Annotated in this window: 13 protein-coding genes; 8 read left to right on the top strand and 5 right to left on the bottom strand. The window is 42.3% G+C overall.

Features of this window, described 5'->3' with window-relative positions; translation table 11 throughout:
* The 5 genes from D1164_RS17805 to D1164_RS17785 all read left to right on the top strand — a co-directional run bounded on the left by D1164_RS17805 (nucleotide 1) and on the right by D1164_RS17785 (nucleotide 5860).
* Nucleotides 1-2223: a TonB-dependent receptor gene (locus D1164_RS17805; RefSeq protein WP_119351251.1), complete on the top strand. Its 2223-nt coding sequence runs from the start codon at nucleotides 1-3 to the stop codon at nucleotides 2221-2223.
* A 411-nt stretch (nucleotides 2224-2634) separates the two neighbouring features.
* Complete coding sequence (locus tag D1164_RS17800; RefSeq protein WP_119351250.1) at nucleotides 2635-3618, top strand: NAD(P)-dependent alcohol dehydrogenase; 984 nt, start codon at nucleotides 2635-2637, stop codon at nucleotides 3616-3618.
* Nucleotides 3619-3949: 331 nt separating this feature from the next.
* Entirely contained in the window at nucleotides 3950-4357 is a 408-nt protein-coding gene (locus tag D1164_RS17795) for a hypothetical protein (RefSeq protein WP_119351249.1), read from the top strand.
* Nucleotides 4358-4489: 132 nt separating this feature from the next.
* On the top strand, nucleotides 4490-4738 hold the full coding sequence (locus D1164_RS17790; protein ID WP_119351248.1) for a hypothetical protein: 249 nt from the start codon (nucleotides 4490-4492) through the stop codon (nucleotides 4736-4738).
* Between the two features lie 123 nt (nucleotides 4739-4861).
* Nucleotides 4862-5860 (top strand): adenosine kinase, encoded by a 999-nt coding sequence (locus tag D1164_RS17785; protein ID WP_241558299.1) that lies wholly within the window; start codon nucleotides 4862-4864, stop codon nucleotides 5858-5860.
* Here D1164_RS17785 and D1164_RS17780 read toward each other — a convergent pair.
* From D1164_RS17780 to dxs, 4 genes are all read right to left on the bottom strand, one after another.
* On the bottom strand, nucleotides 5857-6471 hold the full coding sequence (locus tag D1164_RS17780; protein ID WP_119351247.1) for a deoxynucleoside kinase: 615 nt from the start codon (nucleotides 6469-6471) through the stop codon (nucleotides 5857-5859). The two genes, D1164_RS17785 and D1164_RS17780, sit on opposite strands and share 4 nt — an antisense overlap.
* Before the next feature lie 36 nt (nucleotides 6472-6507).
* Nucleotides 6508-8022: a GH3 auxin-responsive promoter family protein gene (locus D1164_RS17775; protein WP_119351246.1), complete on the bottom strand. Its 1515-nt coding sequence runs from the start codon at nucleotides 8020-8022 to the stop codon at nucleotides 6508-6510.
* Between the two features lie 73 nt (nucleotides 8023-8095).
* Complete coding sequence (locus D1164_RS17770) at nucleotides 8096-9280, bottom strand: sensor histidine kinase (protein WP_119351245.1); 1185 nt, start codon at nucleotides 9278-9280, stop codon at nucleotides 8096-8098.
* A gap of 55 nt (nucleotides 9281-9335) precedes the next feature.
* Complete coding sequence (gene dxs, locus D1164_RS17765; protein ID WP_119351244.1) at nucleotides 9336-11246, bottom strand: 1-deoxy-D-xylulose-5-phosphate synthase; 1911 nt, start codon at nucleotides 11244-11246, stop codon at nucleotides 9336-9338.
* Between the two features lie 130 nt (nucleotides 11247-11376).
* Here dxs and D1164_RS17760 point away from each other — a divergent pair, with 130 nt between their 5' ends.
* The 3 genes from D1164_RS17760 to D1164_RS17750 all read left to right on the top strand — a co-directional run bounded on the left by D1164_RS17760 (nucleotide 11377) and on the right by D1164_RS17750 (nucleotide 13018).
* A complete protein-coding gene (locus D1164_RS17760) occupies nucleotides 11377-12339 on the top strand; it encodes an OmpA family protein (RefSeq protein WP_119351243.1) in 963 nt (320 codons plus the stop codon).
* A 128-nt stretch (nucleotides 12340-12467) separates the two neighbouring features.
* On the top strand, nucleotides 12468-12671 hold the full coding sequence (locus D1164_RS17755) for a type II toxin-antitoxin system HicA family toxin (protein WP_317126935.1): 204 nt from the start codon (nucleotides 12468-12470) through the stop codon (nucleotides 12669-12671).
* Nucleotides 12668-13018 carry a type II toxin-antitoxin system HicB family antitoxin gene (locus D1164_RS17750; RefSeq protein ID WP_119351241.1) on the top strand — a complete coding sequence of 117 codons (351 nt, stop codon included), beginning with the start codon at nucleotides 12668-12670 and terminating at the stop codon, nucleotides 13016-13018. Before D1164_RS17755 ends, D1164_RS17750 begins: the two co-directional genes overlap by 4 nt.
* A gap of 10 nt (nucleotides 13019-13028) precedes the next feature.
* On the opposite strand, the gene D1164_RS17745 is transcribed toward D1164_RS17750, so the two are convergent.
* Nucleotides 13029-13817 (bottom strand): type III pantothenate kinase, encoded by a 789-nt coding sequence (locus tag D1164_RS17745; RefSeq protein WP_206611059.1) that lies wholly within the window; start codon nucleotides 13815-13817, stop codon nucleotides 13029-13031.
* Between the last annotated feature and the right edge of the window lie 16 nt (nucleotides 13818-13833).

The following is a 13833-nucleotide window of genomic DNA, read 5'->3' as shown; positions in this document are numbered from 1 at the left end:
ATGAAAAAATATTTTCCATTTGTGTTAACCGCTATACTTGCGTCTTTTATAATTATTCCTGCTTATTCACAATCGTTTTACACCATCGGCGGAAATTTGTTTAATAGCGAAACCAATGAACCTGTAATAAATGCCAATGTTGTGGTGGTGAATACCGGAAGTGGTACGAGTACCAATGCGCAGGGGGATTTTGAATTGAGACTGGCATCCGGCGAATATACAATCAGAATTACATCGGTCGGATTTTCAGACAAAGAGATACAAATTCGTATTCCCCGGGAAAGTGGTGAACGTTTAAAAGTTGGCCTTCAACCCAAAAAACAGGAGATTGGCGGCGTGGATGTTTTTGGACATTTTACAGTACCCGGAAGAGACACTGTAATTAATGTGGTCCCGATGTCGGTGTTGCCTGCAGTTACAAAAATAAGTGCTGTTGAAATGGAAAAGCAGGGAGCCGTGACGCTTACCGACGCTTTAAAATATGTACCGGGAGGATGGACAGAAACCCGGGGGCGAAAATCAAAGCAATTTTTTTCTGTAAGAGGGCAAAAGTATCCTTACCCTGACTATTCCATCGACGGAGTTTGGCAAAAAGAGTTTGAAGAAACTGCTTACACCCTTTCAGTGCTTGATATTGAATCGGTAGAAATTGTGCGGTCGAGCAATGCCCTGGTAAAAGGATTGTCGGGCCTCACCGGAGTTATTGAAGTGAAAACAAAAAAGCCGGAGCGCGAAACCGCATCTCTTTTGACAAAGTACGGGGAACAGAATAATTATGTGGCGGGTTTACAGTATGGGAATAAAATCAACGATATTACATTTACTACAGCGGCGGCATTTTTTGGCACCAACGGTATTCCGGGGCGCGGAGGGAAAGAACGAATAGCCAACTTTCATGGGAATATGGATTGGGAAATCAGTAACAGTATAACATTACATGCCGGTGCGACTTATATTTCCGGGTTGCGCGAATTTGTTGGTATTGTTGAGCCGGGCTCCCCTAAAATATTAAACCAGAAAGAAAAGTTTGATCCGCTACATACATGGATTTCGTATGCAAAACTTAACTACCGGGGGAAGGATGGTTCACAAACCGAACTTCAGGCAAATTATACATTCCGCGATGCAAATTATCAGAATTATAATATCCAGCAGGAGACAACTACTTCGCATCACGATAAAGACCGGGAATATGGATTTAATCTTTTGCACAGCCGGTCACTCAGTCATTCAAACACGTTGCGTGTTGGTGCCCTTTATAATCACTGGGTAGCTCCCGACGGCAAACGGTATTATGCCGGTCGTCGTTGCGATGTGCACACCTGGTCGGGAGTTATCGCCGATGAACAGCAATTTGGCCGGTTTTTACTGGATGCCGGGTTCCGGTTAATTGGAGGTTATATCAGTGAATGGGGTGGATTTGGGATTGAAGGCAGTGGAGCGGGCTTTGGGGAGGTGGCTCCCATAACGGATCAGGCTGCTCCGGTTGAATGGCAATCTGCATTGGGTGGCAGTTATTTGCTATCCCCCATTTCCTCAATACATTATAATTTTTCGGGAGGAACCATTGCTCCGCGCAAAGGCAGTATAACCGGACTTGGAGTAGCACCTCAGAATGAAACCCGGCTGCAGCATGATTTGGGTTTCAGGATGAGGACCCAACGTAAAAATGAAATGAAAATAACTGCCTTTTTCGCTCAAAGGAAGAATGCACTTGATTTAAGCGGGGAAACGGTTGTTGCGGAAAACGATCTTTTGGTGGAGTTGTACGAAAACCGGGATAAGAGAAGTTATGGAGTTGAATTAGCGGCAAATATGAATGTTGCTTTGCTTCATAGTTCCGTGTTTGCCAATACTACGTTTATGAAAAATGAGCAGGAGTCTGACGGCAAAATGATTGAAGAGGACAAATTGCCGAATGTAATTGTAAATGGCGGATTTTTATACGAACATTCAGGAGTGGATGCCAGTCTTTTTATTCATTATACCGGGCCGTATTCCAATAATCGGTTTGTAAACCCCAGGTGGGTAGCAGAAAATGGGGATTATCGGCTGGGCGATTATACAACGGTTGATTTTACTTGCGGTTACACATTCCAGGGTAAAATAAAGACACGGATTTTTGCAGAAGGAAAAAATATGTTGGATCAAAAATATGAAACGGTTGCCGGCTATCCGGATCAGGGAAGGTTACTTCTGGCAGGAATAAAATTGGTTTATTAGCAAAGCCAGAGAGTTTCAGGTGTTTTGTGTTCGTAATGAATCCGTAAAGGTTTTATGTACTGGGTGGATTTTGCTGGTGGCTATTGTAAGGATCCACTCAAATAATAATTGGCATTTTTCGATAAAAGCTACTGTCTGTTAGTGGCGAGGAATGCAATCTTTTTGCAATTCTATAAGCCAAAAAATGATTAAATTGTGCAGGAAAAGCCAAAGGGTGATTGTTTCATTCGTAACAAAAAATGATGTATGGCTATGGCAACCGAAACAGTTTGGCAAAATGATATCCAAAACTCCGAATACTCTTTTCTTTTGATTTTTTCCTGTAAAACGATAAAACTGTGGAACGGAGGTATGTTAAATTTATCCGTGGTACGACTTCATCTGTAATCTTATTTTAAAAAAACATAACTTATGAAAGCAGTAGTTTGCGAAAAGTATGGCCCTCCGGAAGTGCTCAAAATCAGGGAAGTGCCAAAACCAATAGTAAAAGATAATGAGGTGCTGGTTAAAGTATTTGCTACTACAGCAAATGCCGCCGATGCCCGGATTCGGGGAGCTGTTTTTCCTTCCATATTTAATCTCCCGGTAAAGCTGGCTATGGGATTTAAAGGCCCAAGGAAAAAGATACTGGGGTTGGAGGTGGCTGGTGTTGTTGAATCGATTGGCAAAAACGTCACAAAATATCATGTTGGCGATCAGGTATTTGCTTCAACCGGTTCAGGTTTTAGAGGGTATGCCGAATATGTTTGCCTGCCGGAGAAAAGTGTGATGACCATTAAACCATCAAACATGACTTTTGAAGAGGCGGCTGCGGTTCCACATTGTGCCCTTGCGGCTTACTACTACCTGAGAAAGGGCAAAGTAGGTGAAGGTCAGAAAGTGATGATTTATGGGGCTTCAGGAGGTATCGGAACCTTTGCAGTACAGATTGCCAAAGCATTTGGTGCGGAGGTTACAGGGGTCTGCAGTACGGCAAATGTAGAATTGGTAAAATTGCTTGGCGCCGATAAGGTGATTGATTACACGAAAGGAAAAATTACGCAGGTTGATGAACCTTTTGATGTTATTTTTGACACAATCGGTAAAGCCTCCATCTCAGATAGTGTGGAATTGTTAAAAGAAAAGGGCATGTACCTTTCTGCGGTTCATCTTGAACTATCGCGAATTTTTGAAGGAATTCGAATTTCAGTAAAAAGCAGTAAAAAGGTAATCGGGGGTGTTGCTTCTTATACAACTGAAAACCTGATTTTTCTGAAGAACCTCATTGAAGAAGGAAAAATGAAGACGGCCATTGACAAAACATTTACACTGGAACAAATGGCAGAGGCGCATGCTTATGTTGATACAGGACATAAAAAAGGCCATGTTGTTATAACGGTAAATCAGGAGAATTAAATTATCCGGTGCTGTTCGTTATTGTAAGGCGTGGAAATTTAATATTCCATTTTGCTGTTTCGTAAGGGCGATGATAATTAATGCTTGGAAGGGATTAAGATGCTATTGTAAATGGTTTTGTACCGTTTGAGTGTTTGTTTCGTGTGTTTGTAAGAGGTTGTATCTCAGCTGTATGATTCTTGCGTGAATAGGGATTGCCTTCATGAATACCGAAAAGAAGAGCAAAAAGTCTGATATTGAAATACGTAATTATTCCTGTGGATTTCAGTGTTTTTTCTTGCATCGCCCAATTCTCAATCGCTTAACTTTATGCAAGTTAAAAAATGGGAACATGAAATTAAGCAGAAGAGGGTTTTCTTTATTTTCATTAAGAGACATAGAGTACTTTAATAAGGAGGAAAAGTTTGAATTGGTAAATTGTCCTTTAAAAGGAAAATACTGTAAAAGACAACTTCCGGAGATTAATCAAAGTTATTCTGAGTCAGAGCAGTATAGAAAAAATAAGGAATACCGGAATTCAATCGATGCATTAAAAAATGCTTATTCCACCACTACAGAATTGAAGGAAGATTCCTGTAGCAGGTGTGTCAATTTTTTTCGAAGTTCCATCACAGAGTCTCTCGAGGATATTCACGGCGAACTACATAAAATGTCAACCGGTTTGTTCAGGACTAAACGTTTTGAGTCGAGCTACTTCATGCTGGGAGATTTGTTGAAGGAGTTAAAAATGAAAAATTAACCCCTCACTTTCCTAAACTCAGACACATTGGCGTAAGTTATCACCAATTACCTGTTGATAATGAATTCATAGGAAGTGTATAATATTTCAGGAAAGTTTTTTATTTTACAACCGGTTTAAAATAAAACCAGAATGAAGCGAATAAAACTAATCCACCGGGAGCCCCATTCTGAATGTATGGAAACATTAAAAGAAACCATTGTAAAAGATAGTGATTTAAAAATATATTTGATTGACAAGGACACACTTATCCAGAATTTGCCTGAAAAGATTGTAAATAATTTTTTGGATTTTCTTTCGGGATACAATAGAAAAGACAGGGAAATTTTACTCAAAATGATCAAAGAGGGGTCATTAATTCTGGATTGTTCCGAATATTAGCACAATTGTTTTTTGATAAATCAATTTTATTCAATTGACGTGATATTTATTTTTAACCCCGCCTGTGAATCAACAATGCATGGTAATTCCATGTTTTACCTTTGAAATAACAATTAAAAAAGTATGAAAAACTCCGAAAGGATACCTGCCGTTTTAGGTATAGGCAATGCACTTGCCGATATTATAAGTGTATTGGAAGACGATACAGTATTGACCCAATTTGGGCTGCCGCGCGGAAGTATGACACTGGTAGATGCCGAGCTTTCAAGGAAAATTTTTGAAGCCACCCGGTATAACAAACAGGAAATTACTACCGGAGGTTCAGCCGCAAATACAGTTCATACATTGGCTGCGTTGGGAGGCCACTGCGGGTATCTTGGAAAAATTGGAAATGACGCCCTCGGAACTGCATTCCGCAAAGAATTTGAACAAAAAAACATAAAGACTCACCTGTTGCTGAGCCAAAAAGATACCGGCAGGGTAATGGCGCTGGTAAGCCCCGATTCGGAACGTACTATGGCCACCTTTCTGGGGGCTGCTGCCGATTTGAAGCCCGAAGAACTGGATCGTGGGATATTCAGTGAATATGCTATTCTGTATATTGAAGGGTACCTTGTGCAGGATCACCGGCTGATTGAAACTGCTGTGGATTTGGCAAGGGAAGAAGGACTGAAGATTGCCATCGACCTTTCCAGTTTCAATGTTGTGGAGGCAAACCTTGAGTTTTTAAAAAAACTTATTTCAGAAAAGGTAGATATTGTTTTTGCCAATGAGGAGGAAGCTTTGGCCTTTACCGGGAAATCGCCGGAGGAAGCACTCGGAGACATCGCTTCTATGTGTGAACTGGCGGTAGTGAAGGTGGGAAAGCAAGGTTCATTTATTCAGCGGGGCGATGAAAAAGTAAAGGTAGGTATTATTCCTGCAACTGCTGTTGATACTACTGGTGCCGGTGATAATTACGCTGCCGGCTTTCTGTTTGGGGTCACCCAGGGTTACAGCCTTGAAAAATGCGGAAAGATTGCCGCTTTGGTGTCGGGTAAAGTAGTAGAAGTAATGGGAGCCAAAATACCTGAGTCCAGTTGGCTAGGGATTTTGCAAACCGTGGAAGCAATGGAAGATTAAAATAGTCCGTGAATCCGGGCATCAATTTTATCGATGATAGAACTAAGGTCTTCCGGGCTGCTGGTGAAATCAAGATTATCCACGTTGACAGTAAGTAATTTTCCAAGTTTATAGCCTGCAACCCATTTTTCATAACGCTCGTTGAGCTGTTTCAGGTAATCGAGGCGGATTGAATTTTCATATTCACGGCCTCGCTTTTGAATTTGGTTTACCAGCGTGGGAACGGATGCCCGCAGGTAAATGAGCAGATCAGGAGGCTGAATAAAGCTCACCATCAAATCAAAAAGCGATTTGTAATTTTTGAAATCTCGCGTACTCATCAGTCCCATGCTATGCAGGTTTGGGGCAAATATTTCTGCGTCTTCGTAAATCGTGCGATCCTGAATAACTGTTTTTCCCGATTTCCGGATATCGATAATTTTTTTGAAACGTGAATTGAGAAAGAAAACTTGCAGATTAAACGACCAGCGCTGCATATCATTGTAAAAGTCGTTCAGGTATGGGTTTTCATCCACATCCTCGTAATGGGGTGTCCATTTGTAATGTTTCGCCAGTAATTGGGTGAGGGTGGTTTTTCCGGCTCCGATATTTCCTGCTACTGCAATATGCATATTCTTTGCTGTTTAATTCTGAAAGTAAAAATAAGGTTATTTCCTTAAAAGCGTTAAAAGTTCATCGAGGTATTTTCGATCATTGGAAAGACGTGGAATTTTATTCTGACCTCCTACCTTTCCCCGTTTTTTCATCCATTTGTAAAAGGTGCCATAAGGTGCCACGGTCAGGTGGAGTTTTTCCAGCGTAAGGTCTTTATGACGTTTGGCTTCGTAATCGGAGTTGACCGCCTGGAGAGCTTCGTCCAGTAGCGTGGTAAACTGGTTTATGTCCGAAGGCTCTTTTTCAAACTCGATAATCCAATGATGAGCGCCTTTTTGATTGTCGCCCATAAAAACAGGACCTGCTGTATATTCATTCACAATGGCTCCTGTTTGTCGACAGGCAGCCTGTAATGCATTCTCGGCGTTGTCGATGATTACTTCTTCTCCAAAAGCATTGATAAAGTGTTTGGTTCGTCCGGTAATTTTCAGACGATAGGGGTTTCTTCCCGTAAACCGGATAGTGTCGCCAATGATGTAGCGCCACAAACCGGCATTGGTCGAAATAACCATGGCATAGTTTTTATCCAGTTCCACCTCTTCCAGTGTTAAAACCTGCGGGTTTTCATTTCCGAATTCATCCATGGGAATAAATTCATAAAAAACACCGTAATCAAGCATCAGTAACATGTCGTTGCGGGAAGGATCGTCCTGAATCGCAAAAAAACCCTCTGATGCATTGTACGTTTCCATATAGTGCATGTCGTCGGAGGGAATGATCTTTTTAAATTGTTCCCGGTAGGGTTCAAAGTTTACGCCGCCGTGGGTAAAAACTTCCAGGTTGGGCCAAATTTCAAGGATATTGTTTTTTCCTGTTTTTTCGAGGATACGTTTTAACAGGACCAAATACCAGGAAGGTACTCCGGCCAGAGAAGTTACATTTTGATCGAGAGAGGTTTCAATAATCTGCTCAATTTTTTCTTCAAACTCCTCAATTAGTGCAATTTCAGCGGGAGGAATGCGAATAAGATCGGTCCAGAACGGAACATTTTCAATCAGTATGGCAGAAAGATCGCCGTAATACGAATTGTTGCTGAAATTGTTGACACGGTGACTGCCACCAAGTATGAGGGTTTTCCCCCGAAGTACTTTGGTTTCGGGATGGTTTTTTATGTAAATGGCAAACACATCTTTCGGACCGCGCAGGTGGCAATCCTCCAGCGCCTCTTTGGTAACAGGGATAAATTTACTTTTGTCGCTGGTTGTGCCCGATGACTTGGCAAACCATTTCACTTCACCCGGCCAGAGTACATCGGTTTCCCCGTCACGCAGCCTGTCAACATAAGGGCGTATGTCATTATAGGTTTGTATCGGTACGGTCTCCTGGAAGGCCTTCACCGATTGAATTTCATCATACCGGTATTTTTCTCCCCAATGGGTCTCACGGGCCCGGCGCAGTAAATTCAGCAAGGTCTCTTTTTGAATGTCGTGCGGGTGTTCACGGTACAGTTGTATCTGGTAATTCCGTTTAAAATTTATCCAATTTATTACTGAGTTAAGCAGTGGCATTTTTATTTTATGATAGTTTGTTTCAAAGTTAGAAATTATTTGCAAGGGTTAATAGACCGGCAACTTTTGCACTTTACTTATTCAGTATAATCCTGAAGGTTGTTCCTTTTCCGGTTTCCGACCATCTGATAAATATTTTCCCTTTATGGTAGTTTTCGATAATACGTTTGGCCAGCGAAAGACCCAGTCCCCAACCTCGTTTTTTAGTAGAGTAACCGGGTTGAAAGATGGTTTTGAACTGTGATTTTGGTACTCCTTTTCCGGTGTCTGTCACATCAAGTATGATGGTATTCTCTTTCTTGCTCATAGCGAGGGTAATGGTGCCATGATTGTCCATAGCGTCAATGGAATTTTTACAGAGGTTCTCAATGACCCATGAAAACAGGGCGGCATTTAGCGGGACAAACAGCGGGGCTTCTTCTGTGAAAGTGGTTTTAAATTTGACCCTTCCGGACGAACGGGTTTTTAAATAGTTTATAGTTGAATTTAGTACTTCTGTAATGTCGGTTGGGATCAGTTCCGGTTTCGACCCAATTTTGGAAAAGCGTTCTGTGATTTTTTCCAGTCGCTGAGTATCTTTTTCAAATTCGCTGATGAGTTTGGGATTTACATCCTCTGATTTTAGTAACTCAATCCAGGCCATAAGAGAGGAGATGGGAGTTCCCAACTGGTGCGCCGTTTCTTTCGACATGCCCACCCAAACCTGATTTTGTTCCGCCCGCTGGGTTGCTCCAAAAGCTGAAAAGGCTGCTGCAATAAAAACCATGATTACAAAAAGTTGAACAAACGGATAATAACGCAGGTTTTGGAGCAGATTCGATTCACGGTAGTACAACAAAAGATAGTCTTCTTCAGAGAGGTCAATACGGATGGGAGGTGAGTGATCTTTCATTTTCTCCAGCTCCTTGCTGAGTACCTGTTCTTCCCTGCCTTCATTGAAATTGATATTGGCCTTGTAGTTAAAATCTCCACCCGGTTCCACAATCAATACCGGGATAGTTGTATTTTGCTCCAGTATCAATTGAATAAGGGTAAGATAAGCTGTATTCAGGTCTTCAACATTGGCTTCACTGCTGTTCTGAATACCGGAACTTGCCAGTCGCCTTGTGGCTTCGGCCCAAAGCTCCACTTTTTTGCGCTCTTCGTTGGCCATTTTTTCAGTAAGCCAGTTCGTGTAAAGCAGGGAAGCCACTCCAATAAGCACTGCTACCAGCAGGAGCAGAATTTTACCGCGCTTTCTTTTCAGGTAAATATCCAAGGCAAGTCTGTTAAATTATTTTTGTTGAAAACGAGAGAAATATATAAATATTATTTCATTTTCCAGACATTTCACAGGCTGCCTGTACAATTCCCTCTTCATCAATGCCACAGATTCTGTATAAGTCTTCGGAAGGACCATGTTCAATAAACCTGTCGGGGATACCTAACATTCTTACGTGTGCTGATAGACCTTTTTCTGCCATAAATTCCAGCACAGCGCTTCCAAAGCCCCCTTTAATGGCACCGTCTTCCACCGTTAAAATCAGCCGGTATTTTTTTAATATTTTCAACAACAATTCTTCATCCAGTGGTTTTACAAAACGCATATCGAAGTGAGCGGCAGAAATGGCTTCTTTCTCTGCCAGAACCTTCACTGCCTGTTGGGCGAAAATGCCTGATTTCCCAATAGTCAGAATGGCCAGATCCTGACCGTCTGACAATTGCCTTCCTTTTCCAATTCCGATTTTTTCAAAAGGCTTTTTCCAGTCTGAAATATTACCCGAACCGCGCGGATAGCGAATAGATATCGGTTGTTTCAGTTCGCCAAGTTGTGCCGTGTACATCAGGTTGCGCAAATCAACTTCATCCATCGGTGCGGCAACTATGATGTTGGGGACCGTGCGCATGTAGGCAATGTCGAACGCCCCATGATGCGTGGGACCATCTTCTCCAACCAAACCACCCCTGTCGAGGCAGAATATCACCGGCAGGTTTTGAATGGCCACATCGTGAATGATCTGGTCGTAAGCCCGTTGCATAAAGGTGGAATAAATATTACAAAACGGCACCATGCCCTGCGTGGCCAGTCCTGCCGCAAAGGTAACCGCATGCTGTTCGGCAATTCCTACGTCAAAAGCCCGGTGGGGCATCTTTTCAATCATCAGGTTCATGGAACAGCCCGTTGGCATAGCCGGTGTAATTCCCACTATTTTTTCATTCTGTTCGGCCAGTTCGAGGAGTGTTTCGCCAAACACATTCTGAAATTTATGCTTTTTCTTTGATGGGCAATCACTAGAATAGATCTCGCCTGTCTCTTTATTGAACAAACCGGGAGAGTGAAATTTTATCTGGTCCATTTCTGCCTGCCTGAATCCTTTCCCCTTTTTTGTGATAACGTGCAGTAATTTGGGACCGGGAATATCTTTCAGATCATTCAGAACCTCGGTAAGGTATTCTACATCATGCCCGTCGATGGGGCCAAAATACCGGAAATCGAACGCTTCAAACAAATTGTTTTCCCTCAGGAGCATATTTTTCAGCGCGTGTTGGTTCTTTTGAATAAACTTCCGGGTTGTTTTCCCAAAGCCATCGAGTTTTCCCAACCCTTCCCAAACTTCCTTTTTTACTTTGTTGTATGCGTGCGATTTGGAAATATTCAGAAGGTACTGTCCGATAACCCCTGAATTAGGGTCAATGGCCATGTTGTTGTCATTCAGTATTACCAAGAGGTTTGCTTTGCAGGCCCCCGCATTGTTAAGTGCCTCGAAAGCCATCCCGCCTGTCATCGCGCCATCGCCTATAACGGCTACAATTTTCCGGTCATCTTCCTTTTTCAGGTTCGAGGCCACTGCCATTCCCAATGCTGCCGAAATGGAAGTAGAAGAATGTCCTACGCCAAACGTATCGTATTCACTTTCTTCACGGCGGGGAAAACCACTGATGCCTTTCAGTTTTCTGTTGGTGTGAAAATTTTCACGACGTCCGGTTAATATTTTATGCCCGTAAGCCTGATGACCCACATCCCACACGAGCAAATCACGGGGAGTATTGTACACATAATGCAGGGCAACGGTGAGTTCCACCACTCCAAGGCTTGCTCCAAAGTGTCCGGGGTTGGTTGAAACCACATCAATGATAAACTCCCTGAGTTCGTCACAAACATCAGGCAGATCAGCCGGTTGTAATTTTTTTAAATCAGCTGGACTATATATGTTTTCGAGTAATTTTTCTTTTACTTTAACCATTTCCCACCAAAATATTTTCAAAGATACAACAAATCGGATATTCCGTTTTGTTCACAAAAAAGCAACGGGCATCAAATTTGCTCCGAAACTGCAAAAAAAGTAAATTTAGCCGGAATTAAAGATTTAAAAAATGAGAACTGTACATATCTTAATATTATTTACCGGGATTCTGTTTTTGTCTTCTTGTGTGTCTGTGAAGCAATTTGCTGATGTTCAGGATAAACTGAAGGAAGCAACATCAGAAAATGAACGACTGAAGCAGACCAACATGCGGCTCGAAACCACCAACACCGAGTTGAAAAGTGAAAACCGGCAGCTGAAGGAAAAGAATGAGGATTTGAACTCCCGACTGGAGGAGGCTTTGTACGAGTCGAACGTGCAAAAACAGAAAAATGCCGGGTTGAAAGTGGACATACAAAACCTGAACCGCCAGCTTGATATATTAAAGACCGGAAGTAGTTCGGAAATAGAACAACTCCTGGAAGAGCTGCAGACGGCGCGCCGTGATTTAAATGCCCGGGGAGACCGGCTGCTTGAAGCGGAAAAGGAACTGGAAGACCGGAATGCCCGTCTCATCGAACTGCAAAATGTGCTGGCACAAAAAGATCAGGCCGTAAAGGAACTCAAAGAGAAGGTGATGAATGCTTTAACCGGTTTTACCAACAAGGGGCTGACTGTTCACGAAAAAAATGGGAAAGTGTATGTTTCTATGGACGAAAAGCTGCTGTTTAAAACCGGGCAGTGGAGTGTAGATCCTAACGGGCAGCGTGCATTGCGTGATTTGAGTCAGTTACTGGCTGAAAACACAGATATCAATATTATGGTGGAAGGTCATACCGACAATGTGCCAATGCGCGGTTCGGGAGAAGTGAAAGACAACTGGGACCTTAGCGTTATGCGGGCCACTGCCGTTACCAAAATACTTACCCAGAACGTGCAACTCGACCCGGAACGTATCATTGCGGCAGGGAGGAGCGAGTATGTCCCGCTTACCGTAAATGAAACAGCCGAAGGACGTCAGATGAATCGCCGGACGGAAATTATCCTGACACCTAAACTGGATGAGCTGCTGGAAATTTTGGAGGCTAACTAAGGGAAATGAAGGATTCCCGGTTGCCGTGGAATGAATAACCATTTTAGTAATCTCTTGCTTTTGCGACTATATATAGTTACATTTGTATCGTGACAAAAAAGGATAAATTAATTTCCCGCTTTTTGGGTATGCCATCTGATTTTCATTATGATGAGATGGTAAAGTTGCTGCGATATTTTAGTTTCCATGAAGTAAAAACGGGGAAGACATCCGGGTCGCGTGTGAAATTTATAAACGAAGAAGGAGTGATGATAATGTTGCATAAACCGCATCCTTCCGGTATTATGAAGAGATATCAAATGAAACAAATTAAAGAAGTTTTGGAGTTATGAAGTATCTGGAATACAAAGGATATAGCGGGAGTATCGAATACAGCAGGGAAGACAATCTTTTTTACGGAAAAGTTATTGGGATACAAAGTCTTATTTCTTATGAAGGAAAGACGGGGAAAGAGCTTGAACACGATTTTAAAGAAGCAGTTAATGAATATCTCGAGACTTGTAAGAAACAAGGTACTAACCCTGAAAAACCTTTCAAAGGCAGTTTTAATGTCAGGATATCACCTAAACTTCATTATAAAGCAGCATTGTTGGCTAAAGAGGAAAAAATGTCATTAAATAATTTTGTTGCCGAATCAATTCGGGACAAAATCGAAAGAGAAACCGGAACTTCTGTTTGAAGCGACTGATTTATTTTTCTCCCTGATATATAAAGACGCAAATCTGTACCAGTCCGTTCAGTGTTAGCATGGGCTCCACGTTTTTAATGTGTTTGGTAAGCGGTGCAATTACTGTACTTAATCCGCCTGTCCCCACCACCGAAAGTTTTTCTCCTAACTCTTTCTCTGTACGTTCAATTATCGAATCGACCAGGCCGGTGAACCCGTATACAATTCCCGACTGAATGGCATGAACAGTATTTTCGCCTAAAACCGATGGAGGCGCAGCGAGGTGTACTTGTGGTAATTGCGCTGTTCCTGCAGCCAGGGAATCCACTGCTGTCTGTAAACCGGGTGCAATTGCCACCCCTTTGATTTCGGCATCTTTTCCAATGGTTGTAAAGGTGAGGGCTGTTCCAAAATCTACCACCGTTGTGAGTTTGCCGAATTTCTGAAAAGCTGCCACCGCATTGGCTACCAGATCCGATCCAATTTCATAAGGATTCAAAATCTGAACCGGGAGGAGAGGATAAACTTCGGGAGTTACTACTGTTATTTTTGCTTCGTTAAACAATCCCGGAAGCATTTCATCGAAGGGCCTGACCAACGACGGAACCACACTGCTCAGAATTATATCGTTCACTTTTTTTCTGTCGATTTTTCCGGCATCAAGCAGCGACCGGAAAATAACTTCATATTCATCGGCTGTTTTCAGGTGGTCGGTTTGAATCCGCCAGTAGTTCAGCCACTTGTTTTGGTGGTTTATTCCAAAGACAATGTTTGAATTTCCAATATCGATGGCCAGTAGCATCCCACTCATAATTTTTTGTATTCCA

Origin of the sequence: Mariniphaga sediminis, assembly GCF_003573545.1 — a bacterium.
GTDB lineage: Bacteria > Bacteroidota > Bacteroidia > Bacteroidales > Prolixibacteraceae > Mariniphaga > Mariniphaga sediminis.
The sequence above is the reverse complement of the archived record's forward strand: the minus strand, read 5'-3'. Positions and strand labels throughout refer to the sequence as shown.

What these genes read in the sequence shown, in the direction of transcription:
- D1164_RS17800 (WP_119351250.1), top strand. Translation starts at nt 2,635, where the DNA reads ATGAAAGCAGTAGTTTGCGAAAAGTATGGCCCTCCGGAAGTGCTCAAA.
- dxs (WP_119351244.1), bottom strand. Translation starts at nt 11,246, where the DNA reads ATGGTTAAAGTAAAAGAAAAATTACTCGAAAACATATATAGTCCAGCT.
- D1164_RS17775 (WP_119351246.1), bottom strand. Translation starts at nt 8,022, where the DNA reads ATGCCACTGCTTAACTCAGTAATAAATTGGATAAATTTTAAACGGAAT.
- D1164_RS17785 (WP_241558299.1), top strand. Translation starts at nt 4,862, where the DNA reads ATGAAAAACTCCGAAAGGATACCTGCCGTTTTAGGTATAGGCAATGCA.
- D1164_RS17760 (WP_119351243.1), top strand. Translation starts at nt 11,377, where the DNA reads ATGAGAACTGTACATATCTTAATATTATTTACCGGGATTCTGTTTTTG.
- D1164_RS17780 (WP_119351247.1), bottom strand. Translation starts at nt 6,471, where the DNA reads ATGCATATTGCAGTAGCAGGAAATATCGGAGCCGGAAAAACCACCCTC.
- D1164_RS17755 (WP_317126935.1), top strand. Translation starts at nt 12,468, where the DNA reads ATGCCATCTGATTTTCATTATGATGAGATGGTAAAGTTGCTGCGATAT.
- D1164_RS17795 (WP_119351249.1), top strand. Translation starts at nt 3,950, where the DNA reads ATGAAATTAAGCAGAAGAGGGTTTTCTTTATTTTCATTAAGAGACATA.
- D1164_RS17750 (WP_119351241.1), top strand. Translation starts at nt 12,668, where the DNA reads ATGAAGTATCTGGAATACAAAGGATATAGCGGGAGTATCGAATACAGC.
- D1164_RS17805 (WP_119351251.1), top strand. Translation starts at nt 1, where the DNA reads ATGAAAAAATATTTTCCATTTGTGTTAACCGCTATACTTGCGTCTTTT.
- D1164_RS17790 (WP_119351248.1), top strand. Translation starts at nt 4,490, where the DNA reads ATGAAGCGAATAAAACTAATCCACCGGGAGCCCCATTCTGAATGTATG.
- D1164_RS17745 (WP_206611059.1), bottom strand. Translation starts at nt 13,817, where the DNA reads ATGAGTGGGATGCTACTGGCCATCGATATTGGAAATTCAAACATTGTC.